The sequence below is a fragment of the Streptomyces zhihengii genome (assembly GCF_016919245.1).
Taxonomy (GTDB): domain Bacteria; phylum Actinomycetota; class Actinomycetes; order Streptomycetales; family Streptomycetaceae; genus Streptomyces; species Streptomyces zhihengii.
This window is the reverse complement of record NZ_JAFEJA010000002.1, coordinates 312,501-335,576: the sequence shown is the minus strand read 5'-3', so window position 1 is coordinate 335,576 and position 23,076 is coordinate 312,501. Positions and strand designations below refer to the sequence as shown.

The 23,076-nt window shown below is 69.6% G+C and carries 17 protein-coding genes, 2 rRNA genes and 1 riboswitch (1 of these 20 cut by a window edge); of the genes, 4 read left to right on the top strand and 15 right to left on the bottom strand.

Annotated elements, in window-relative coordinates:
• Positions 1 to 51 precede the first annotated feature (51 nt).
• On the bottom strand, positions 52 to 852 hold the full coding sequence (locus JE024_RS29665; protein ID WP_443742871.1) for a CPBP family intramembrane glutamic endopeptidase: 801 nt from the start codon (positions 850 to 852) through the stop codon (positions 52 to 54).
• 174 nt (positions 853 to 1,026) lie between these two features.
• Here JE024_RS29665 and JE024_RS29660 point away from each other — a divergent pair, with 174 nt between their 5' ends.
• Positions 1,027 to 2,823 carry a substrate-binding domain-containing protein gene (locus JE024_RS29660; protein ID WP_205377037.1) on the top strand — a complete coding sequence of 599 codons (1,797 nt, stop codon included), beginning with the start codon at positions 1,027 to 1,029 and terminating at the stop codon, positions 2,821 to 2,823.
• A 27-nt stretch (positions 2,824 to 2,850) separates the two neighbouring features.
• On the opposite strand, the gene JE024_RS29655 is transcribed toward JE024_RS29660, so the two are convergent.
• Positions 2,851 to 4,359 carry a glutamate-cysteine ligase family protein gene (locus JE024_RS29655; RefSeq protein WP_205377036.1) on the bottom strand — a complete coding sequence of 503 codons (1,509 nt, stop codon included), beginning with the start codon at positions 4,357 to 4,359 and terminating at the stop codon, positions 2,851 to 2,853.
• Positions 4,360 to 4,851: 492 nt separating this feature from the next.
• On the opposite strand from JE024_RS29655, the gene JE024_RS29650 reads away from it, so the two are divergent.
• Positions 4,852 to 5,448, top strand: a complete 597-nt coding sequence (locus JE024_RS29650) for a hypothetical protein (protein ID WP_205377035.1) — start codon at positions 4,852 to 4,854, stop codon at positions 5,446 to 5,448.
• Between the two features lie 306 nt (positions 5,449 to 5,754).
• Entirely contained in the window at positions 5,755 to 5,961 is a 207-nt protein-coding gene (locus JE024_RS29645) for a DUF5999 family protein (RefSeq protein ID WP_280521577.1), read from the top strand.
• Positions 5,962 to 6,055: 94 nt separating this feature from the next.
• On the opposite strand, the gene gcvP is transcribed toward JE024_RS29645, so the two are convergent.
• Entirely contained in the window at positions 6,056 to 8,941 is a 2,886-nt protein-coding gene (gene gcvP, locus JE024_RS29640; RefSeq protein WP_205377033.1) for an aminomethyl-transferring glycine dehydrogenase, read from the bottom strand.
• Between the two features lie 179 nt (positions 8,942 to 9,120).
• A riboswitch (glycine riboswitch) is annotated at positions 9,121 to 9,221 on the bottom strand.
• 110 nt (positions 9,222 to 9,331) lie between these two features.
• On the opposite strand from gcvP, the gene JE024_RS29635 reads away from it, so the two are divergent.
• Entirely contained in the window at positions 9,332 to 9,712 is a 381-nt protein-coding gene (locus JE024_RS29635; RefSeq protein WP_205377032.1) for a PRC-barrel domain-containing protein, read from the top strand.
• A 23-nt stretch (positions 9,713 to 9,735) separates the two neighbouring features.
• Here JE024_RS29635 and JE024_RS29630 read toward each other — a convergent pair whose 3' ends face one another.
• From JE024_RS29630 to JE024_RS29575, 12 genes are all read right to left on the bottom strand, one after another.
• Complete coding sequence (locus tag JE024_RS29630) at positions 9,736 to 11,211, bottom strand: DNA polymerase IV (RefSeq protein ID WP_205377031.1); 1,476 nt, start codon at positions 11,209 to 11,211, stop codon at positions 9,736 to 9,738.
• Positions 11,212 to 11,294: 83 nt separating this feature from the next.
• Positions 11,295 to 11,840, bottom strand: coding sequence for a MerR family transcriptional regulator (locus tag JE024_RS29625; protein WP_372449882.1), 546 nt, complete (start codon positions 11,838 to 11,840; stop codon positions 11,295 to 11,297).
• A 294-nt stretch (positions 11,841 to 12,134) separates the two neighbouring features.
• Entirely contained in the window at positions 12,135 to 12,608 is a 474-nt protein-coding gene (locus JE024_RS29620; RefSeq protein WP_067026588.1) for a bifunctional nuclease family protein, read from the bottom strand.
• Between the two features lie 53 nt (positions 12,609 to 12,661).
• Positions 12,662 to 13,405, bottom strand: a complete 744-nt coding sequence (gene ftsR, locus JE024_RS29615; RefSeq protein ID WP_205377029.1) for a transcriptional regulator FtsR — start codon at positions 13,403 to 13,405, stop codon at positions 12,662 to 12,664.
• 41 nt (positions 13,406 to 13,446) lie between these two features.
• Positions 13,447 to 14,403: an FHA domain-containing protein gene (locus JE024_RS29610; RefSeq protein WP_205378419.1), complete on the bottom strand. Its 957-nt coding sequence runs from the start codon at positions 14,401 to 14,403 to the stop codon at positions 13,447 to 13,449.
• A gap of 61 nt (positions 14,404 to 14,464) precedes the next feature.
• Positions 14,465 to 15,307, bottom strand: a complete 843-nt coding sequence (locus JE024_RS29605; protein WP_205377028.1) for a DUF881 domain-containing protein — start codon at positions 15,305 to 15,307, stop codon at positions 14,465 to 14,467.
• Between the two features lie 5 nt (positions 15,308 to 15,312).
• On the bottom strand, positions 15,313 to 15,645 hold the full coding sequence (locus tag JE024_RS29600) for a small basic family protein (protein WP_003970459.1): 333 nt from the start codon (positions 15,643 to 15,645) through the stop codon (positions 15,313 to 15,315).
• The gene (locus tag JE024_RS29595; protein WP_205377027.1) at positions 15,642 to 16,568 is read right to left on the bottom strand and encodes a DUF881 domain-containing protein; all 927 of its coding nucleotides are present in this window, start codon (positions 16,566 to 16,568) and stop codon (positions 15,642 to 15,644) included. The genes JE024_RS29600 and JE024_RS29595 overlap by 4 nt, the downstream gene beginning before the upstream one ends.
• Before the next feature lie 99 nt (positions 16,569 to 16,667).
• Positions 16,668 to 19,163 carry a mannose-1-phosphate guanyltransferase gene (locus tag JE024_RS29590; protein ID WP_205377026.1) on the bottom strand — a complete coding sequence of 832 codons (2,496 nt, stop codon included), beginning with the start codon at positions 19,161 to 19,163 and terminating at the stop codon, positions 16,668 to 16,670.
• 110 nt (positions 19,164 to 19,273) lie between these two features.
• Positions 19,274 to 19,882 carry a cardiolipin synthase ClsA gene (gene clsA, locus JE024_RS29585; protein ID WP_147990856.1) on the bottom strand — a complete coding sequence of 203 codons (609 nt, stop codon included), beginning with the start codon at positions 19,880 to 19,882 and terminating at the stop codon, positions 19,274 to 19,276.
• A 172-nt stretch (positions 19,883 to 20,054) separates the two neighbouring features.
• Positions 20,055 to 20,171: ribosomal RNA gene (gene rrf / locus JE024_RS29580) — 5S ribosomal RNA — on the bottom strand.
• Positions 20,172 to 20,250: 79 nt separating this feature from the next.
• A 23S ribosomal RNA gene (locus JE024_RS29575) occupies positions 20,251 to 23,076 on the bottom strand (it continues 300 nt past the right edge of the window).

Sequence of the window (23,076 nt, the reverse complement as noted above, 5' to 3'; positions counted from 1 at the left end):
ACAGCGGGGGCGTACGGGATACCTCCCGTACGCCCCCGCTGTGCGCCGCGCCTACGGCGTGGGCAGCCAGCCCACCTTCCCGGCCAGCAGTCCGTAGCCCACGAAGGCCACGATGTCGAGGAGCGCGTGCGCCGCGACCAGCGGGCCGACCCGGCCCCAGCGCCGGTAGAGCAGCACGAAGACGACGCCCATCACCATGTTCCCGAGGAACCCGCCGATGCCCTGGTAGAGGTGGTAGGCACCGCGCAGCACCGAGCTGGCGGCGAGCGAGGCCGTCGGCGACCAGCCGAGCTGGTCCAGCCTGCGCAGCAGGTAGCCGACCACGATCACCTCCTCGACCACGGAGTTCTGCACCGCGGAGAGGATCAGCACCGGGTACTTCCACCACACGTCCGGCAGGTTCTCCGGGACGACGGTGAGGTTGAACCCCGCCGCCCGGACCACGAGGTAGAAGGCGAGCCCCGCGCTGCCGATCCCGGCGGCGACCAGCGTGCCGCGCCCGAGGTCCGACCACGGGCGGCGCAGGTCGAAGCCGATCGTGCCGAGCCCCGCGCGCTCCCTGATCAGCAGATGGGCGACGAGCGCCACGGGCACGAGCGCGCTGGCGATCCCGAAGAGCTGCCAGGCGAGATCGAGCCATGGCCGCCCCGGCGCGTGCGAGCCGTTGAGCGTGGCCGCCTGGTCCGCCAGACCACCCGGTTTCGTCACCGATCCGATGAAACTGATCAGCGCCGACAGGGCGCTCGCCCCGAGGGACAGCGCCAGGACGAGCACCGTCTCGGACCGCAGGATCCTTCGCGAGGGCCCCTCCTGGGGAAGAGATTCAGCCACTCCGCCGGCCTCTGCCTGCACACCTGCCTCCACTTCGGTATTCGGCTCTCATCCCCGTCCGCACCCCGCTAGGGTCTCGAAAACAGGTGCGAAGATCGCGTGCGACAGGCCGGGGACTCACGTCATCGCGACGGCGCGGGTCCCCTTTCTCGTTCCTGGTTTCCCTGCACATCGCACAAGGAGGTGCACCACCGCATGGGACGTCACAGCTTGCCCGACGCGGATACGGCGGACGACGGCAGGTCCCGCCCACGGGTGCGGCGGCGGACGGTGGCCATCGCCTGCTCGCTGGTGCTCGCGGTCGCGGCGGGCACCGGTGCGGCCGTGCAGACGGGCCTCTTCTCCTTCGCGGACTCCTGCGCCGACGACGCGGTGCGCATCGACCTGGCCGCCTCGCCCGACATCGCCCCGGTGGTGCGCGCGGCGGCGGACCGGGCCCGCGAGGAGGGGCTCCGCTCCGACGGGCAGTGCATGGACGTCCGCGTCGTGGCCCGGCAGAACCACGAGGTGGCGGAGCTGCTCGCCACCGGGTCCAACAGCCCGGACTACGAGGTGTGGCTGCCGGACTCCGCGGTCTGGGCCGACCGCGTGCAGGCCACCGGCGACGGCGTGCCGCTCACCGCCGCCGGCAACGTCGCCGCCTCACCCGTCACCGTCGCCTCCGTCGCCTCGGCCGGAACCGAGCTCGGCTGGCCGGCGAAGACCTGGACCTGGGCGCGGCTCACCTCCGCCGCGACCTCGTCCGAGCGGCTGCGCCTCGGCTCCGGCGATCCGGCGCGCAGCGCCACCGGGCTGCTCGCCCTGACCAGCGTGGCCCGGTCCGCGCAGGGGTCGTCCGGCGCCTCGGACACCACGGTGGCGGCCGCCGCCAAGGCGCTGTCGCAGCGGGTGTCGGACACCGACGCCGCGGCGGCCGCCACGCTGGCGCGCGCCGAGTCAGGGGAGGCGGCCGGCGACCCGGACCGCAACCAGGCCGTCTTCCTGTCGGAGCAGGCCGCCCACGCGTACAACAGGGCCACCGGCGAGGGCATACCGGACCTGCGGCTCTTCTACCCCTCCGACGGGTCCCCGGCGCTCGACTACCCGTACCAGCTCGTCGACGAGACCGCGCTCAGCACGGACGAGAGCCGGGCTGCCACCCGCTTCATGGCCCTGCTGGCGGAGCCCGCCTCCCGCCGGGCCCTGACCGCCGCCGGCTTCCGGACCCCGGGCGAGGAGGTCCCCGAGTCGCTGGTCCGGGCCGCCGGGGGCCGGGAGCCGCAGCCCTTCACCGGCGAGGACGCCGCGACGGCCGCGCTGCCGTCGGACATGCTCCAGCAGACCCTCGGCATGTGGACGATCACGGTGCAGAGCGCCCGGCTCACCACCGTCGTCGACGTCTCCGGCTCCATGCAGACCCCCGTGCCCGGCCGGGGCATGAGCTCCAGGCTCGACGTCACCCGGGCGACCCTGAAGCAGGCGCTGGCGGGCTTCACGCCGGAGGACGAGATCGGCCTGTGGGAGTTCGCCACCGGTCTCGACGGCACGCGGGACTACCGCGAACTGGTGCCGACCGACCCGCTGGGCCCGGCCGGCCGGGCGGGCACCCAGCGCGCCCGGCTCACCGAGGCGTTCGACGGGCTGTCGGCGGTGCCCAACGGGGCCACCGGGCTGTACGACACCACGCTGGCGGTGTACCGCAAGGCACAGGACACCTTCGTGAAGGACAAGTTCAACGCGCTGGTCGTGCTCACGGACGGTTCCAACCAGGACCGGTTCAGCATCACCCGCAGCGCCCTGATCGCGGAGCTGAGGAAGCTGAGCGACCCCGGCACCCCGGTGCCCCTGATCGCGATCGCCATCGGGCCCGACGCCGACCTCGACGAACTCGTGGAGATCGCCGAGGCCACGGGCGGCACGGGCTACCAGGTCAGCGACCCAGCGGAGATCGAGGCGGTCATCCTGAAGGCGATCATGACCGTGGGGCAGAAGGGCCGCGCGCCGCAGGAGTGACGGCCCGGCCCGGGCGGCCCGGCCGCGTCATCCGCCCGTGCCGGGGAAGCCCACCTCCCAGGTGTGCACCGGGCGGCCCTCCCGCATCAGTTCGCTGTAGCGCCGGGTGGTGGCCGCGAGCGCGGCGTCCCTGGGGAGCCCGGCCTCCCGTGCCCGGTGGAAGGTGTCCGCCTGCCAGGAGGCTCCGTTGATCCGGCGCCGGCAGCGCTCCTCGATGATGCCGAGGTAGCGGTCGCGGTCGGCCGGCTCGATGTTCCACGCGTCCAGACCCGCCGCGGCGAGCGGCAGCAGTTCGTCGCGGACGAGCTTGACCACGGGGACGGTGGTGACCCCGCCCCGCCCCGGGCGCGGCCACTCCAGCTCGGCGTCGATGCCGTACCGGCAGGCGGTGTCGAAGTTCCGGTGCGCCGCCTCGAAGGGCAGCCGGGACCACACCGGCCGGGCCTCCTCGGCGAGGGCGCGGACCAGGCCGTAGTAGAAGGCCGCGTTGGCGATCACGTCGGCCACGGTGGGCCCGGCGGGCAGCACCCGGTTCTCGACGCGCAGATGCGGCACCCCGTCGACGACCCCGTAGACCGGGCGGTTCCACCGGTAGACCGTCCCGTTGTGCAGGACGAGCTCCCGCAGCCCCGGGACGCCTCCGTCGTCCAGCACCCGCAGGGGGTCCTCGTCGTCGCAGATGGGCAGCAGCGGGGGGTAGTAGCGCAGGTTCTCCTCGAAGAGGTCGTACGCGGAGTCCACCCAGCGCTCCCCGAACCAGGTCCTCGGGCGCACGCCCTGTGCCCGGAGTTCGGGCGGGCGGGTGTCGGTGGCCTGCTCGAACAGGGGCGGCCGCGACTCCCGCCACAGCTCCTTGCCGAACAGGAACGGCGAGTTGGCGCCGACCGCGACCTGGACGGCCGCCACCGCCTGCGCCGCGTTCCACACGTCGGCGAAGCGGGCCGGGGTCACCTGGAGGTGCAGCTGGACGGAGGTGCAGGCGGATTCGGGGGCGATCGAGGACGAGGTGCAGCTCAGGCTCTCGACCCCCGATATGTCGAGCGTGAACTCCTCTCCGCGCGCCGCCACGATCTGATCGTTGAGAAGGGTGTAGCGATCGACGTCCGAGAGGTTCGCGGATACCAGATCATCCTCGCCGAGTGTCGGCAGGATTCCGATCATCACGATCCCCGAGCCCGCTTCCGACGCCTTGCGTTCGGCATATCCGAGGCCGGTGCGCAGCTCCTCTGCGAGCTGATCGAGAACATGTCCGTCGAGCCGGTGCGGAGCGATGTTCACTTCCAGATTGAACATTCCGAGCTCCGTCTGGAAATCACTGCTCGCGATGCGCGAGAGGACGTCCGCATTCACCATCCTCGGCATGCCGTCGGCTCCCGCGAGATTCAGCTCGATCTCCAGGCCCATGAGATTCCGGGGCCTGTCGAACCTCTTGTCCGCCAGCAGTCTCGCCAGTCCCGCCAGGCACTGCTGCAGCTTGCGCCGGTACCGCTGCCGATCGGACAGGTCGAATCCGCCCGCCGCGACCTTCTCCCCCATCGAAGCGTCCCTCCTCGACTGGGCATCCCACCAGGCGTGGGCCGCTCGTGTCCTGAACGATAATGCCCAGACTCTTTGATCCGTAACGTCCCCGGAGCAGGTCCTGTGCGGATAGGCTGGAGTCAGCCCCCGCGGGGCACATTCCGGCGGCACATTCCGGAGCGCACTGCCCGGGTCATTTACACCGTCCGTACGTGGCGTAAAACACGGACGGGATTCGGCCTACCACGCCGCGCGAAAAACCGCAGGCCATGGCGGGCACACGGTGCATACGCCCCGGAAAAGCGGGCGTTCGGCGGACCGGTATTCGCCTTGCGGGAAATGCGCGCGACGGCTAGCGGAAACACCGTGTGAACACACGTCGTATAAACTCCGCTGACGGGCCGACAGTCGGCGCCCGGCGGTCTTCCCGGCCCCGCGCGGCCCCCATGCCGACAGCGCCGTCCGCACCTCCCCGCATCACCGTGTCTCCTGAGTGAGAGGCGACCCACCATGCCGCTGCATGTCCTTTCGGCCCCCGCGCCCGCCCTGCGCAGCGTTCTCGCAGCACTCGGTTCTCCCACGGCAGTCCGTGAGGCTCCGACCCCCGCTCTGCGGTCCGTCCAGGGACCGCTGAGCCCCGAACTCCCGCTCCCGGTCCATGTGCTCGACCGGATCGTCCCGAGCGACGGCGTACCGGTCACCCGGCTCGCCGGGTGGAGATTCCTGATCCGCGGCGGCGACGGCGTCGTCGCCGCCGCGGACACCGTCCCGACCGCCGACGGATGGGCCTTCTCGCACTTCTTCGAGGGGCCCTATCTCGCGTCGACGGAACTGGCCCTGCGCCAGGCCGAGTCCACGGGCGCGCACGGCCAGCCCCGGCTGCTGTCCGTGCCGGAGCTCTACATGCTGACGCTGTGGCTGCACGCGGACACCGACGCCGACCCGGCCGCGGGCACCCTGCACGCGGCCGACGTCCTGGTGCCGCTGGCGCCCGCGCCGCCGGGGATCGCGGCCCATCTGCCGCGCCGGGCGGCCGATCTGCTGCCGCTGCTGACCCTGCGGCTCGCACCGGCGGCGCCCGCGCTGCTCGACTCGCCGGCCGCCTGAGACGGCCCGGCCCCGCCCCGCACGCCCCGCGACCGCCCGGTCGCGGGGCGTACTGGTGCCCGGAGGGTGCCCCGAAGTGACTAGCCCCTTGTGACCACTCCCAACCCCCCGAAAGGACGGCATGGTCACGCTGAACCGTCCTCGTGAGTGATGCGTCATCAATCAGTAGGAAGAGCTGCTGTGAAATCCCTGCGGAACGACCTCCGCGGGGGAACACTGGAACCGGACCGACAGATACGGGGGGCGGCCATGAACACCTCATCGAGCCGCAGCACACTCACCACGACGCAGCGAAAGAACCCATCCATGTGCCAGCACCAGCCAGCGTGTCCGACAGCCGACTCCGCCGACCGTGAGGCGGCCCGCCTGGTGGCCCACCACCCGGAACAGGGCTGGAGCCTTCTGTGCAACGGGGTGCTCCTCTTCGAGGACACGGGCGAGCTGCTGCCCGACGGCCAGGTCATCGCGCCGCGGCGCCCGCTGGAGGCGGGTCACGTGGTGACGGCGGCGTAGTCGCGGCGAGCCGCGGCACGACCGGGGGCCGGCCCGGAGAGAAGTCTCCGCACCGGCCCCGACGCATGTCCCCCGGCCCGTGCCGGGGCGCCCGTCAGCCCTCGTACTCGTCCAGCGGCGGGCAGGAGCAGACGAGGTTGCGGTCGCCGAAGGCGCCGTCGATACGGCGGACCGGCGGCCAGTACTTGTCCGCGGCGCTCACCCCGGCCGGGAAGACCGCGACGTCACGGCTGTAGGCGTGGTCCCACGCACCGCCCAGCGCGGCGGCCGTGTGGGGCGCGTTGCGCAGCGGGTTGTCCTCGGCGGGCCACTCGCCCGACGCGACCTTCTCGATCTCGGCGCGGATCGCGATCATCGTGTCGCAGAAACGGTCGAGCTCGCCCAGGTCCTCGCTCTCGGTCGGCTCGATCATGAGCGTGCCCGCCACCGGGAACGACATCGTCGGCGCGTGGAAGCCGTAGTCGATCAGACGCTTGGCGATGTCGTCGACGCTGACCCCGGTCGCCTTCGACAGCGGCCGCAGGTCGACGATGCACTCGTGCGCGACCAGCCCCGCGGGACCGGTGTAGAGCACGGGGTAGTGCGGCTCCAGGCGCTTGGCGATGTAGTTGGCCGCCAGCACGGCGACCTGGGTGGCGCGCTTGAGCCCCTCGCCGCCCATCAGGCGCACGTAGGCCCAGGAGATCGGCAGGATGCCCGCCGAGCCCCAGGGAGCCGCGGAGATCGGGCCGACGCCCGTCGCGGGCCCCGCCGTCGGCTGGAGCGGGTGGTTGGGCAGGTAGGGGGCGAGGTGCGAGCGCACCGCGACCGGGCCGACACCCGGGCCGCCGCCGCCGTGCGGGATGCAGAACGTCTTGTGCAGGTTCAGGTGCGAGACGTCGCCGCCGAACCGGCCCGGCTTCGCGAGCCCGACCAGCGCGTTGAGGTTGGCGCCGTCCACGTACACCTGGCCGCCGGCGTCGTGCACCTGCGCGCAGATGTCGGCGACGTGCTCCTCGAACACACCGTGGGTGGACGGGTAGGTGATCATCAGCACCGAGAGCTCGTCGCGGTACTGCTCGATCTTCGCCCGCAGGTCCTCGACGTCGATCTCGCCGTCGTCGGCCGTCTTCACGACGACGACCTTCATCCCGGCCATCACCGCGCTGGCGGCGTTGGTGCCGTGCGCCGACGACGGGATCAGGCAGACGGTGCGCTGGTCGTCGCCGTTCGCGCGGTGGTAGGCGCGCACCGCGAGCAGGCCGGCGAGTTCGCCCTGGGAGCCGGCGTTCGGCTGGAGGGAGACCTTGTCGTAGCCGGTGACCTCGGCGAGACGCTCCTCCAGCTCGGTGATCAGCGTCAGATAGCCCTGCGCCTGCTCCACCGGGGCGAAGGGGTGGATCTGGCCGAACTCCGGCCAGGTGACCGGCTCCATCTCGGTGGTGGCGTTCAGCTTCATCGTGCAGGAGCCGAGCGGGATCATGCCCCGGTCCAGCGCGTAGTCGCGGTCGGCGAGACGGCGCAGGTAGCGCAGCATCGCGGTCTCGGAACGGTGCTGGTGGAAGACGGGGTGGGTCAGGTAGTCGTCGGTGCGCAGCAGCCCGGCGGGCAGCGCGTCGGCGCCCGCCGCGTCCAGCTCCCCGGCGTCGGCGCTCACGCCGAAGGCGGCCCACACGGCGGCGAGCTGGGCCCGGCCGGTGGTCTCGTCGCAGGCGGCGGAGACGTGGTCGGCGTCGACGAGGCGCAGGTTGACGCCGCCCTCACGGGCCGCGGCCACCACGTCGGCGGCCCGGCCGGGCACCCGCGCGGTGACGGTGTCGAAGAAGGCGCCGTGGACGACCTCCACACCGCCGGCCCGCAGACCGTCGGCGAGGACGGCGGCGTAGCGGTGGGTACGCTCGGCGATCGCCCGCAGGCCGTCGGGGCCGTGGTAGACGGCGTACATGCCGGCCATCACGGCGAGCAGCACCTGGGCGGTGCAGATGTTGCTGGTGGCCTTCTCCCGGCGGATGTGCTGCTCGCGGGTCTGGAGCGCGAGCCGGTAGGCCTTGTTGCCGTCGGCGTCGACGGAGACGCCGACGAGGCGGCCGGGCAGGCTGCGGGCGAACTTCTCGCGCACGGCCATGTAGCCGGCGTGCGGGCCGCCGAAGCCCATCGGGACGCCGAAGCGCTGGGTGGTGCCGACGGCGATGTCCGCGCCCAGCTCGCCCGGCGAGGTGAGCAGGGTGAGCGCGAGCAGGTCGGCCGCGACGGTGACGACGGCGCCGAGCCCGTGGGCCGCCTCGATCAGGGTCCGCAGGTCGCGCACGGCGCCGGAGGCGCCCGGGTACTGGAGCAGCACGCCGAAGACGCCGCGCTCGGCGATGTCCGCGGGGATGCCGTCGGTGAGATCGGCGACGACGACCTCGACACCGGTCGGCTCGGCGCGGGTCTCGATGACGGCGATCGTCTGCGGGAGGGTGTCGGCGTCGACCAGGAAGACACCGTCCTTGACCTTGCCGACGCGGCGGGCGAGGGACATGGCCTCGGCCGCGGCGGTGCCCTCGTCCAGCAGCGAGGCGCCGGAGGTGGGCAGCCCGGCGAGGTCGGCCACGACGGTCTGGAAGTTCAGCAGCGCCTCCAGCCGGCCCTGCGAGATCTCCGGCTGGTACGGCGTGTACGCGGTGTACCAGGCCGGGTTCTCCATGACGTTGCGCAGGATGACCGGGGGCGTGAAGGTGCCGTGGTAGCCGAGGCCGATCATGGGCGCGAGCACCTGGTTGCGGTCGGCGAGCCCGCGCAGCTCGGCGAGGACGCCGGCCTCGGTGAGCGCCTCGGGCAGATCGAGGGCCTCGGTGCTCTTGATCACGTCCGGCACGGCCGCGGCGGTGAGTTCGTCGAGGGAGCCGTAGCCCACCTGGGCGAGCATCTTGGCCTGGGCGGCGGCGTCGGGGCCGATGTGACGCTGCTCGAAGGGGATGCCCCGCTCCAGCTCGGTCAGCGGAGTGCGGTTGGCGGTCATGTGGGAGGCCTCCTGGTCTTGTACGACCTGCGAGGGGCATCACGGCGCGGATGCCCGGACGGCCTCCCCCTCTGTCATCTCAACCTGAGAGTTTCACCGGGCGTCACGAAGAGCGCACCGGCTTTCACCGTCGGTGAGAGCGGATGCCGTCCGACGCCCGCTCTGCTTTCCAGAGTGACCTCGTCCGTGCGGTACAGGGGCCTGAGAGATTCCGGGGAGGATTTGCTCCTTCGGCGCCGCCGGCGGGTATCTCACCGGTGGACTCTCCCGCACGGGGTCAGCAGCCGCTTGCCAGGGTACCAGCGTGTCCGGGCCGGTCCCCCGAGTGGCCGACACCTGCGTTGTGCCCTTTCGTAGTCACAGGAGCAGTGGCGACCTGTTGGAGGGACCGTGCAGACCGACATCGATCCGCGCAGCCTGATCGGCCGCAAGGCGTTCGACCGCAGCGGCCACAAGATCGGGACCGTCGACGAGGTGTACCTCGACGACGCGACCGGCGTCCCCGAGTGGGCGGCCGTCCGTACGGGACTCTTCAGCCGGGACGCCTTCGTCCCCCTCGAACCGAGCGAGATCGTCGACAACGCGCTCCACGTGCCGTACGAGCGGGGCCTGATCAAGGACGCCCCGGACTTCGGCGTCGGCCGCCATCTCTCCCCCGAACAGGAACTCCAGCTCTACCACCACTACGGGCTGGACCTCGCCGCCCCGCCGTCGCCGGCGCAGGCGTCCGGCGACACCTCCTTCGGCCGCATAGCCGGCCAGGAGGACTGACCCCGCCTCCCCGGGCGGGCCCCTCAGTCGCGCCCCGCGGCGAGGGCCGCACCGCCCGTCCCCCGTGCCTCCTCGGCGGGGGCCGCACCGCCCGTGCCCCCTGCCTCCTCGGCGGGGGCCCCGACGAGCGGCAGCGGCTCGGCGGGCCGGAGGGCCTCATCGTCCACGCGGAAGGTGCGCACCCGGCCGGGCGCCGAACCGGGCACCTCGAAGCGCACGGTCACCCGGCCGACCCCGCTGCCCTGCACCCAGCCGGGCCCCAGCTCGGCGTGGAGCACGTCCTGCCCGGCCGACCAGTGCCGCTCGGCCGGCGGCTCCGGCCCGTCCTCCGGGGCGGCCGGCTCCGCGGCCGGAGCCTGGGTGCCGGCGGCGGGGCGGGGCTCCGGCCCCTCCCCGGCCGCTTCGGCGGCCGGTTCCGCGAGCGCGGCGGCGGCCTGGGCGAAGAGGTCCTCCTGGGTGTAGTCGGCGAGGCCCGTGACGCCGACGCCGAGCAGCCGCACTCCCCCGGTGGTGTCCACCGACTCCAGCAGCCGGCCGGCCGCCTCCCGCACCACGGCGGGGTCGTCGGTCGGCCCGCGCAGCGTCTCGGACCGGGTCAGCGTGGAGAAGTCGTACCGGCGGACCTTCAGCACGATGGTGCGCCCGGAGTGGCCGCCGGCCCGCAGACGCTGCACACACCGCTCGGCGAGCCGGTCCACCTCGGTGCGCACCCGCACCCGGTCGTGCAGGTCGACGTCGAAGGTGTCCTCGACGGACACCGACTTGGCGTCCCGCTCGGCGACCACCGGCCGGTCGTCGTGGCCGAGCGCCATCCGGAAGAGGGCCGCCCCGTGGGCCCTGCCCAGCAGGCGCACGAGTTCGTCCTCACCGGCCTCGGCGAGGTCGGACACCGTGGTCATCCCGGCCCGCCTCAGGTGCTCGCCGGTCGCCGGCCCCACACCGGGCAGGGTGCGGACGGTCAGCGGGCCGAGCAGGTCGCGTTCGGTACCGGGCTCGATCAGCACGAGCCCGTCCGGCTTGGCCTGCTCGGAGGCGATCTTCGCCAGCATCTTGGACCCCGCGAGCCCGACCGATCCGCTCAGTCCGGTCACCGCCCGGATGTCGGCCCGCAGCCGCTCACCCGTGGCCCGTGCCGTCACCGCGTCGTGCGCGGTGCCGCCGGCCTCCAGATCGACGAACGCCTCGTCCAGGCTGAGCGGCTCGACCAGCGGCGACAGCCGGCCCAGCAGCTCCATGACCTGCTCGCTGACCGAGCGGTAGAGGGAGAAGCGGGGCACCAGGTACGCGGCGTTCGGCGCGAGGCGCCGGGCCTGGGCCGTCGGCATCGCCGAGTGCACCCCGAAGCGCCGGGCCTCGTACGAGGCGGTGGCCACCACACCGCGCGGCCCGAGTCCGCCGACGACCACGGCCTTGCCGCGCAGCGACGGCTTCGCCGCCTGCTCGGCAGCGGCGTAGAAGGCATCCATGTCCAGATGCAGGATCGTCGGCGCGGATCTCACACCACCGATGCTCCCTCACACCACCGACAACGCCCCCTTCCCGCCGCCGGGACCTCGCGGCCGGCGGCGGGAAGGGGGCGTCGTCAGACCGCCCGGTTCTGCCGGCGTCTGGCCAGTTCGTCGGCGGGGTTGTTCCCGACCAGGGTCTCGCCGGTGTCCACCCGTTCGCCGTGGAGCTGGGACAGGGCCGCCTCGACGTCCCGCCACACCACGCCCACGGCGATCCCGAAGATCCCCTGGCCGCCCTGGAGCAGGTCGACCACCTCGTCGGGGGACGAGCACTCGTAGACGGTGGCGCCGTCGCTCATCAGCGTCATCCGCTCCAGGTCCCTGAATCCGCGGGCCCGCAGATGCTGGACCGCGGCGCGGATGTTCTGGAGCGCGACACCGGTGTCCAGGAAACGCTTGACGATCTTGAGCACCACGACGTCGCGGAAGCTGTACAGCCGCTGGGTGCCCGAGCCGTAGGCGGCCCGCACACTCGGCTCGACGAGCCCCGTGCGCGCCCAGTAGTCGAGCTGCCGATAGGTGATGCCCGCCGCCGCGCACGCGGTGGGACCGCGGTAGCCGATGGTGTCGGGCGAGGGGTCGGCCGCGCCGTCGTGCAGCGGATACGGCCCGCCTTCCACCGGAATTCCGGGGCCGCCCCCAGCCGTACTGTCGCCGCTGCTTCTCACGCCGACCTCCGTCCTTGACCTGCCACCTCGAAGGTAGGGAGTCACCGGGGGTGCGTCAACGATCGCCACACTCGGCACGCCGAGTGATAATCACCCTGAGAGTGGTTTCTCGTGCCCCGATTGCGGGAAAGGCTACTCGAATGTGCCCGGCGCGGCGGCCCCACGCCCACCGAGGCGGGGGTTACCGGGAGTCACGTCACGGACCGTCGACCGGAATCGGCGTCCCGGTCACCCGCAGTCGCCGGCTCACTGGTTGCTGGTGCCGAAGTCCTCGGGCGAGATCTGGTCGAGGAACTCGCGGAACTTCTCCACCTCGTCCTCCTGCTCGTCGGGGATCGCGATCCCGGCGTCGTCCAGCACACCGTCGCTGCCGTAGATCGGCGTACCGGTGCGCAGGGCGAGCGCTATGGCGTCCGAGGGCCTGGCACTGACCTCGACGCCGCTGGCGAAAACCAGCTCCGCGTAGAAGACGCCCTCACGGAGATCGGTGATCCGGACCTCGGTGAGCTCCTGGCCGACCGCCTCCAGGACGTCCTTGAACAGGTCGTGCGTCAGCGGTCTGGCGGGAGCCATCCCCTGCTGTGCGAAAGCGATCGCGGTCGCCTCCCCGGGGCCGATCCAGATGGGGAGGTACCGGTCGCCTCCCACTTCACGCAGGAGAACGATCGGCTGGTTCGAGGGCATTTCGACCCGGACACCCACAACGTCGAGCTCGTTCACACAGCAACCCTAGGACGTGCGCGCCGGGTTTGGGTAGTCGGGCTGGGCCAAGATCAGGTCAGTCTGACCCCGAGGGCGCTGCGGACCAGCGCCGTGTGGAGCCGCACGGACAGGTCGGCGAGCTCCTTGACGGTGGCCTCCGCATGCGCCCTGGTCTGCGGATTGCGGTGCAGACGCAGGGGTGCGACCACCTGCTCGACGAGCCCCGCGTCCCGCTCCGCGGAGGCTTTCATGGCCCGCAGATGCCGGGGCTCCAGTCCGAAACGGCCGAGATCCGTGACGAGCCGGGCGACCGTGACCGCCTCCGGGTCGTAACCGCCGCCGCCGTCAGCCGTGAGCAGCCCGTACGACTCCCACTCGGTGAGGTCCTCGTCGGTGATCTCGGCGGCCGCCAGCAGCTCGGCCCTGCCCAGCCGGCGGACGGTGGGGCGGTCGTACGCCGCCTGGGCCGCGCCGTCGGCCGGATCGCCCTGCGCGCCCTGGGCGGGAAGCTGGATCTGCTCCCCGCGCTCCAGGGCGTCGAGCTGCTCGCGGATGACCTTGAGCGGCAGGTAGTGGTCGCGCTGCATCCGCAGGACGAGGGCGAGCCGCTCGACGTCCTGCGGGGTGAACTTGCGATACCCCGAGGGGGACCGCATGGGCTCCACGAGCCCCTCGGCCTCCAGGAAACGGATCTTGGAGATCGTCACCTCGGGGAACTCGTCCCGCAGCCGGGTGAGCACCGTACCGATGCTCATCGGCCGTTCGCCCTGAGCGGCGGTGCCGTGACCGGCACCGCCCGGGGGTGTGCGCAGCATGTGCCTTCCCTGGGTGCTCCCCGGACGGCGTCCGGGGAGGCTCAGATGCCCCGCTGGCTCGCGTAGAAGACCAGCCGGTACTTGCCGATCTGGACCTCGTCGCCGTTCGACAGGACGACGGAGTCGATCCGCTCGCGGTTGACGTAGGTGCCGTTGAGGCTGCCGACGTCGGAGACGGTGAAGCTGCCGTCCCCGCCGCGACGGAACTCCACATGGCGGCGCGACACCGTCACGTCGTCCAGGAAGATGTCGCTCTGGGGGTGGCGGCCCGCCGTGGTCAGCTCGCCGTCGAGGAGGAAGCGGCTGCCCGAGTTGGGGCCGCGGCGCACCACGAGAAGAGCCGATCCGAGCGGGAGCGCGTCGACGGCGGCCTGGGCCTCCGGCGACAGCGAGGGCAGTGCGGTCTGCCCCGTCACCTCGGAGTCGTACGCCTCGATCCCGGAGATCGAGATGGTCGACGTCGTCTCGGAGGCACGCTCGGCGGGAACCCCGCCGCGCAGCGGCGCACCGCAGTTGGAGCAGAACCGGGCGGCATCGGGGTTCCGGTGGCCGCACCTCGTACACACCGGCGAGCCGGCCATGGACGGATCCTCCTGCCGCGGCTGTCCCGCGTGGGGATTGGTCGCGTACGGGTCCTGGGCAAACCCTCCACCCGCACTTGATGGTTCCCCGAAACCTATGCGCCCGGCACCGGCAGGGTCAACAGACGACGCGCCCGTTCCGCCCGAATTGTCACCGCGGCCGACCTCGTCGCGGAACAGCGGGCGCTCCCCGCCCTGCTCCTCGCTCTGGCCGTGACGCGGGGCGCGGTGACGGGCGTTGCCGTCCTCGCGTGCGCTCTTGCCGAACAACTTCCCAAACAACTTCACGGGCGCTTCCCCTTGACCGAAATAGACCCGCCCGTGGGGCAGGACGAACCCTGAACGAACACACCTGCCGCCCCGGACATTCTCACAACGTCCGTGACCACCTGACAGTTTCCACCACGCGCCGCCGATCCGGCGCGCCGCCCCCCTGCAAACTTCTGCCCTGGGCCGGCAGCCCCCATGTCCCCCCGATTCACTGCGATGACGACCGAGCGTAGTCAGGCCGCTCCGCCGGTCGCAAGGCGTCGACGACGATCTTCTCCGAACGCACCACGGTGGCCGTGGCCTGCTCCTTCTCCAGCGTCTGGACCACTCCGCCGGGGATGTTGAGCGCCGGCTCCAGGTCCTGGGGCTTGCCGATCACCTCGAAGGTGTACGGGGCGCTGATGCTCCTGCCGTCCACCTCCACGTTCCCCGCGGTGCCGGAGAAGTACGAATTGGCCACCACGCGCGCTCCGTTGACCTGGATCGCCTCGGCGCCCGCAGCCCGCAGCTCCTGGATCGCGTCGAGCAGCATGTCGGGCTCCACCGTCCCGGACGGGTCGGCGATGGTGAGCGTGACCCCGGGACCCTGCGCGGCGACCGTGCCGGCCAGGATCCCGAGCTGCTGCTCCTTCTGGAGCGTCTGCTTGCGGGCCTCCTCGGCCTGGTCCGAGCTGTTCTCCAGCTCGGTGCGCTGCTCCTCCAGGCGCTGCTTCTCGTCCTGGAGGCGCTGGGTGCGGTTGTCGAGCTCGTCGAGGATCCGGACGAGGTCCTCCTGCCGGGCACCGCGCAGCGCGCTGTCGTCGCTGTTGGAACGGACCTGGATGGCGAGCCCGAGACCGAGGACGAACAGCAGCACGGCGACGATGAGCTGGGCACGGGTCACCCTCGGCGGCCACAGCGCGGCCCCCAGGCGCTGCCTGCCCGACTCCCGGCCCTCACCGTCGGCCCTGGTGTCCCCGGCGGGCTGCGCGGGCGCGGGGGGCGCCATCGGCGGCAGCGGTTCGCGGCGCGGCTCGGGGGAGCCGCCGTGCGGCCTGTCCTCACTGTTCATGTGCGTCACGCCCGGAAGACATGGCGGCGGATGGCCGCGGCGTTCGAGAAGATCCTGATGCCCAAGACGACGACCACACCGGTCGAGAGCTGGGCGCCGACACCGAGCTTGTCGCCGAGGAAGACGATCAGCGCGGCGACCACCACGTTGGACAGGAACGAGACCACGAAGACCTTGTCCACGAAGATGCCGTCCAGCATGGCCCGCAGTCCGCCGAACACGGCGTCCAGCGCGGCCACCACCGCGATCGGCAGGTAGGGCTCGACCACCGCCGGCACCTCGGGCCGGACCAGCAGGCCGACCACGACTCCCACGACGAGGCCCAGTACGGCGATCACGATGTGCCCTTCTCTGTCTCGGCCGCGTCCTGCCCGCCGCCCTGCGCGGCGGCGTCGGTCTCCGGCTCTGCTGTACGTACGATCAGGCTCGGAGCCGCGGGGAGCCGGACCGACTCCTCGGCCGAGATCCGCGTGCGGATGCCGAAGCTCTCCTGGAGCGCGTGCAGGTACTGCCCGTCGGCGCTGTCCTGGAAGGCGGTGCTCAGCTTGTCGCCGTCGCCCACCGCCAGCACGGTGTACGGGGGCACCAGCGGCCGGTTGTCGACCAGTATGGCGTCGCCCGCCGCGCGGATGGCGGACAGGGCGGTGAGGCGCTGCCCGTTGATGGCCACGGCCTCGGCGCCCGACTCCCACAGGCCGTTGACGACCCGCTGCATGTCGCGGTCGCGCACCCGGCCGGTGTCGGAGAAGCCGCTGCTCTCGCGCGGCCCGTCGCCGCCCTGGGCCGTGTCCTTCGCGTCGTCCACGACGAGTTTGACGCCCGGGCCCTCCACCGGGGTTGCTCCGGCGAGCAGACCGGTGAGGTCCGCGTGGCCGCCGCCGTCCTCGCTGAGGGCCTTGCGCTGACGCTCCTGGACGTCGGCGCGCAGCGATTCGACAGTGCGCTCCAGGTCGTCCACGGATTCCGTCTGCGCCTCGACCCGGTCGATCAGCTCCACGCGCTCCTTGGCGAGCACGGGCGCGGAGACACGGGCCTCGGCGGCTCCCACCGTCACCACCGCGGCCGCGAGGACGAGCCCGGCGGCGAGACCGAGCCGTGCGCGCAGCGTCTTCGGCAGGCCGCCGCTCTCGGCACGGCGTGCCGACGCCTCGGCGTAGCCGTCGTCGAGGCTGTGCTCCATGACGTTGGTCAGCAGCGACATGGAGGCGTCGGGACGCACGGGCGGTGAACCGGTACTCCGAACGGGGGGCGGCTGCGACATGCCGCACATCGTCGCACGTCGCAGCCGCTACCGCCGAATGGCCCCACCGGTGCCCCGGGCCACCGCGTCACACGGCGGCCGGGGGCACCCGTGAGGGTGTCACTTCCCCGCGCTGTCCACGACCGCCGCCCACTCGTCGAGCAGCGCCTGCGCGGAGGTGTCGTCCGGTCCCTCGGCCCACAGATGGGTGACGGCCTCGGCCGGGTCGGGCAGCACCATCACCCAGCGGCCGTCCGCCTCCACCACCCGCACACCGTCGGTGGTGTCGACGTGCCGGTCCCCCGCCGCCTCCACCACGCGCCGCATGACCAGGCCCTTGACGGCCCACGGGGTGGCCACGTCCCGCCTGAGGACGTGGGCCCGCGGGATCCGGGCGTCGATCTGGCTCAGCGTGAGCTGCGTCCTGGCCACCAGGCCCACCAGCCGCACGAACGCGGCGGCGCCGTCGAAGACGCTGCTGAACTCCGGCACGATGAAGCCGCCGCGGCCGTCGCCGCCGAAGATCGTGGTGTCCTCGCGGCCCACCCTGGTCAGGTCGTCCGGCGAGGTGGTCGTCCACTCCACCTGCGTCCCGTGGTACGCGGCGACCTGCTCGGCGATGCGGGTGGTGGTCACGGGCAGGGCCACCTTGCCGCTGCGCCGCTCGGCCGCCACCAGGTCGAGCAGGACCAGCAGCGCCCGGTCGTCCTCCACGATGCGCCCGCGCTCGTCGACCAGCGAGAACCGCTCGCCGACCGGGTCGAACCGCACCCCGAACGCCGCGCGCGCCGAGGCGACGATCTCGCCGAGCCGGACCAGACCGGCTCTTCGCGACTCGACCGACTCCGTCGGCCGGGACTCGTCGAGACCCGGGTTGATCGTCAGGGCGTCCACGCCGAGCCGGCCGAGCAGGCTGGGCAGGATGAGCCCGGCGCTGCCGTTCGAGGCGTCGACGACGACCTTCAGCCCCGAGTCGGCGATCCCCGTGGTGTCCACGTTGCGCAGCAGCGATCCGGTGTACGAGTCGAAGACGCTCGACGGGAAGTGCAGGTCGCCGATCTCGCCGGGGAAGGCCCGCCGGTACTCCTGGCGCGCGTACACGCGGTCGAGCTTGCGCTGGCCGCCCTGGGACAGGTCGGCGCCCCGCGCGTCGAAGAACATGATGTCCACCGAGTCGGGGACACCCGGCGACGTCCGGATCATGATGCCGCCGGCACTGCCCCGGGCGGTCTGCTGCCGGGCGACGGGCAGCGGCACGTTCTCCAGGTCGCGCACGTCGATCGCGCTCGCCTGGAGCGCCGAGATCACCGCCCGTTTCAGGGCCCGCGCGCCACGGGAGTGGTCACGCGCGGTGGTGACCGTGGCGCCCTTCTTGAGCGTGGTGGCGTACGCGCCCGCGAGCCGGACGACGACCTCGGGGGTGATCTCCACGTTCAGGATGCCGGTGACGCCCCTGGCCCCGAAGAGGTGCGCCTGCCCCCGGGACTCCCAGATGACGGACGTGTTGACGAAGGCGCCGGCCTCGATCGTCTTGAACGGGTAGACCCGCACATTGCCCTGGACGATCGATTCCTCACCGATGAGGCACTCGTCGCCGATCACGGCGCCGTCCTCGATCCGGGAGGCGCGCATGATGTCGGTGTTCTTGCCGACCACGCAGCCGCGGAGGTTGCTCTGCTGGCCGACGTAGACGTTGTCGTGGATGACGGCCTTGTGCAGGAACGCTCCGGACTTCACGACGACGTTGGACCCGACGACGGTGTGTTCCCGGATCTCGACGCCGGCCTCGACCTTCGCGTAGTCGCCGATGTACAGCGGTCCGCGCAGCACGGCGTCGGGATGGACCTCCGCACCCTCGGCGACCCACACCCCGGGCGAGATCTCGAAGCCGTCGAGTTCCACGTCCACCTTGCGTTCGAGGACGTCGGCCTGCGCCTTCACATAGCTCTCGTGGGTGCCCACGTCCTCCCAGTAGCCCTCGGCGACATAGCCGAAGATGGGCTTGCCCTCCTTCATGAGCTGCGGGAAGACGTCGCCGGACCAGTCGACGGGGACATCGGCCTCGACGTAGTCGAAGACCTCGGGCTCCATCACGTAGATTCCGGTGTTCACGGTGTCGGAGAAGACCTGGCCCCAGGTCGGCTTCTCCAGGAAGCGCTCGACCTTGCCCTCTTCGTCGACGATCGTGATGCCGAATTCCAGGGGGTTCGGTACGCGGGTGAGGCAGACCGTGACGAGAGCGCCCTTCTCCTTGTGGAAGGAGATCAGGTCGGTCAGGTCGAAATCGGTGAGGGCGTCACCGGAAATGACGAGAAAGGCGTCGTCCTTCAGCGCCTCCTCGGCGTTCTTCACGCTGCCCGCGGTGCCGAGGGGCTTCTCCTCGTTGGCATACGTGAGCTCCATCCCGAGCTCTTCGCCGTCACCGAAGTAGTTCTTGACCAGTGACGCGAGGAACTGCACGGTGACCACGGTCTCGGTGAGCCCGTGCCGTTTGAGCAGGCGCAGCACATGCTCCATGATCGGCCGGTTGGCCACCGGCAGGAGCGGCTTGGGCATGCTCGAGGTCATGGGGCGAAGTCTGGTTCCTTCGCCACCAGCCATCACGACGGCCTTCATGTCGGAAGCGTCCTCCTTGAGAGATGACGGTCAGCCGACTTCGCCCGCGCGATGGAACCCTGTGGTGGCATCCGCGGCCGGCCACACTGCGCGGCTACGCGTAGACGGGGTCAATCGGCCACTGCGTCCGCCTTGACGAGGCGGCGGACCTGGACCACATAGAGGATCCCTGCCCACCAATACAGAGTTGTACCCCATCCGGCGAATGCCCATCCGAAAATCGCGGCCAGTGACGCAAGCCACCCCGTCCCGTCACTCAGGAGCAGCAAGGGGAAGGCGTACATGAGGTTGAAGGTGGCGGCCTTGCCCAGGAAGTTCACCTGGGGCGGCGGATAGCCGTGGCGCCGGAGGATTCCCACCATCACCAGCAGCATCGCTTCCCGGGCGAGAAGTGCCAGGGTCAGCCAGAGCGGCAGAATCTCGCGCCAGGTCAGTCCGACCAGGGTCGACAGGATGTACAGCCGGTCCGCGGCCGGGTCGAGGATTCGGCCGAGGCTGCTGATCTGGTTCCAGCGGCGGGCGAGCTTGCCGTCGAGATAGTCGCTGACACCGCTGAGCATCAGCACCAGCAATGCCCAGCCGTCGGCCTTGGGCCCGCCGAACTCGGGAAGGAGGATCAGCCACAGGAAGAGCGGGACGCCGACCAGGCGTGCCATGCTGAGAATGTTCGGGATGGTGAGTACCCGGTCCGTCTGAACGCGGGTCTCCTGGACCTCCACCCGGGGGCCTCCTGTGGGAACGTGCCAATGATGCCCCCCGACCTTACCCGCCTGGTGAGGTCCGACGGCCACAGGGGGTCCGGAACTGCCTGTTCCGTCGCGGCCGGCCGGCCGGAATACCCCCGAAACGACTCAACCCCCGGACAGGGTCCGGGGGTTGAATACACGATGAGTTCGGCGGCGTCCTACTCTTCCACAGGGTCCCCCCTGCAGTACCATCGGCGCTGAAAGGCTTAGCTTCCGGGTTCGGAATGTAACCGGGCGTTTCCCTAACGCTATGACCACCGAAACACTATGAAGATGTCGAACTACCAGCCGGCAAAGGCGAGTTCGTTACTTCAGAACTAACACAGTGGACGCGAGCAACTGAGGACAAGCCCTCGGCCTATTAGTACCGGTCAACTCCACCAGTTACCTGGCTTCCATATCCGGCCTATCAACCCAGTCGTCTACTGGGAGCCTTACCCTCTCAAGGAGGTGGGAGTCCTCATCTCGAAGCAGGCTTCCCGCTTAGATGCTTTCAGCGGTTATCCTTTCCGAACGTAGCCAACCAGCCATGCCCTTGGCAGGACAACTGGCACACCAGAGGTTCGTCCGTCCCGGTCCTCTCGTACTAGGGACAGCCCTTCTCAAGACTCCTACGCGCACAGCGGATAGGGACCGAACTGTCTCACGACGTTCTAAACCCAGCTCGCGTACCGCTTTAATGGGCGAACAGCCCAACCCTTGGGACCGACTCCAGCCCCAGGATGCGACGAGCCGACATCGAGGTGCCAAACCATCCCGTCGATATGGACTCTTGGGGAAGATCAGCCTGTTATCCCCGGGGTACCTTTTATCCGTTGAGCGACGGCGCTTCCACAAGCCACCGCCGGATCACTAGTCCCGACTTTCGTCCCTGCTCGACCCGTCGGTCTCACAGTCAAGCTCCCTTGTGCACTTACACTCAACACCTGATTGCCAACCAGGCTGAGGGAACCTTTGGGCGCCTCCGTTACCCTTTGGGAGGCAACCGCCCCAGTTAAACTACCCATCAGACACTGTCCCTGATCCGGATCACGGACCCAGGTTAGACATCCAGCACGACCAGAGTGGTATTTCAACGACGACTCCCCCTGAACTGGCGTCCAGAGTTCACAGTCTCCCACCTATCCTACACAAGCCGAACCGAACACCAATATCAAACTGTAGTAAAGGTCCCGGGGTCTTTCCGTCCTGCTGCGCGAAACGAGCATCTTTACTCGTAGTGCAATTTCACCGGGCCTATGGTTGAGACAGTCGAGAAGTCGTTACGCCATTCGTGCAGGTCGGAACTTACCCGACAAGGAATTTCGCTACCTTAGGATGGTTATAGTTACCACCGCCGTTTACTGGCGCTTAAGTTCTCAGCTTCGCCTGGACGAATCCAAGCTAACCGGTCCCCTTAACGTTCCAGCACCGGGCAGGCGTCAGTCCGTATACATCGCCTTACGGCTTCGCACGGACCTGTGTTTTTAGTAAACAGTCGCTTCTCGCTGGTCTCTGCGGCCACCCCCAGCTCACCGAGTAAATCGGATCACCAAGAATGGCCCCCCTTCTCCCGAAGTTACGGGGGCATTTTGCCGAGTTCCTTAACCATAGTTCACCCGAACGCCTCGGTATTCTCTACCTGACCACCTGAGTCGGTTTAGGGTACGGGCCGCCATGAAACTCGCTAGAGGCTTTTCTCGACAGCATAGGATCATCCACTTCACCACAATCGGCTCGGCATCAGGTCTCAGCCTTAATGTGTGACGGATTTGCCTATCACACGGCCTACACCCTTACCCCGGGACAACCACCGCCCGGGCTGGACTACCTTCCTGCGTCACCCCATCGCTTACCTACTACCACCTTGGGTCAGCGGCTCCACCACTCCGACCTCGTCCGAAGACTCAGCCGGCGGCTTCACGGCCTTAGCATTAATGGGCTCGATATTGGGCGTTTCAAAGCGGGTACCGGAATATCAACCGGTTGTCCATCGACTACGCCTGTCGGCCTCGCCTTAGGTCCCGACTTACCCTGGGCAGATCAGCTTGACCCAGGAACCCTTAGTCAATCGGCGCACACGTTTCTCACGTGTGTATCGCTACTCATGCCTGCATTCTCACTCGTGAACCGTCCACAACTCGCTTCCGCGGCTGCTTCACCCGGCACACGACGCTCCCCTACCCATCACAGCACCCGTTGGGGCTATACGCTGCAATGACACGACTTCGGCGGTACGCTTGAGCCCCGCTACATTGTCGGCGCGGAATCACTTGACCAGTGAGCTATTACGCACTCTTTCAAGGGTGGCTGCTTCTAAGCCAACCTCCTGGTTGTCTCTGCGACTCCACATCCTTTCCCACTTAGCGTACGCTTAGGGGCCTTAGTCGATGCTCTGGGCTGTTTCCCTCTCGACCATGGAGCTTATCCCCCACAGTCTCACTGCCGTGCTCTCACTTACCGGCATTCGGAGTTTGGCTAAGGTCAGTAACCCGGTAGGGCCCATCGCCTATCCAGTGCTCTACCTCCGGCAAGAAACACACGACGCTGCACCTAAATGCATTTCGGGGAGAACCAGCTATCACGGAGTTTGATTGGCCTTTCACCCCTAACCACAGGTCATCCCCCAGGTTTTCAACCCTGGTGGGTTCGGTCCTCCACGAAGTCTTACCTCCGCTTCAACCTGCCCATGGCTAGATCACTCCGCTTCGGGTCTTGAGCGCGCTACTGAATCGCCCTATTCGGACTCGCTTTCGCTACGGCTTCCCCACACGGGTTAACCTCGCAACACACCGCAAACTCGCAGGCTCATTCTTCAAAAGGCACGCAGTCACGACTGCATGTGCAAGCACATACAGCGACGCTCCCACGGCTTGTAGGCACACGGTTTCAGGTACTATTTCACTCCGCTCCCGCGGTACTTTTCACCATTCCCTCACGGTACTATCCGCTATCGGTCACCAGGGAATATTTAGGCTTAGCGGGTGGTCCCGCCAGATTCACACGGGATTTCTCGGGCCCCGTGCTACTTGGGAAATTCTCAAGCAAGCCGCATGAATTTCAGCTACGGGGGTCTTACCCTCTACGCCGGACCTTTCGCATGTCCTTCGCCTATCCATACGGTTTCTGACTCGCCGACCAGTCGGCAGACTGGTCAAGAGAACTCCCGCAACCCCGCATGCGCAACC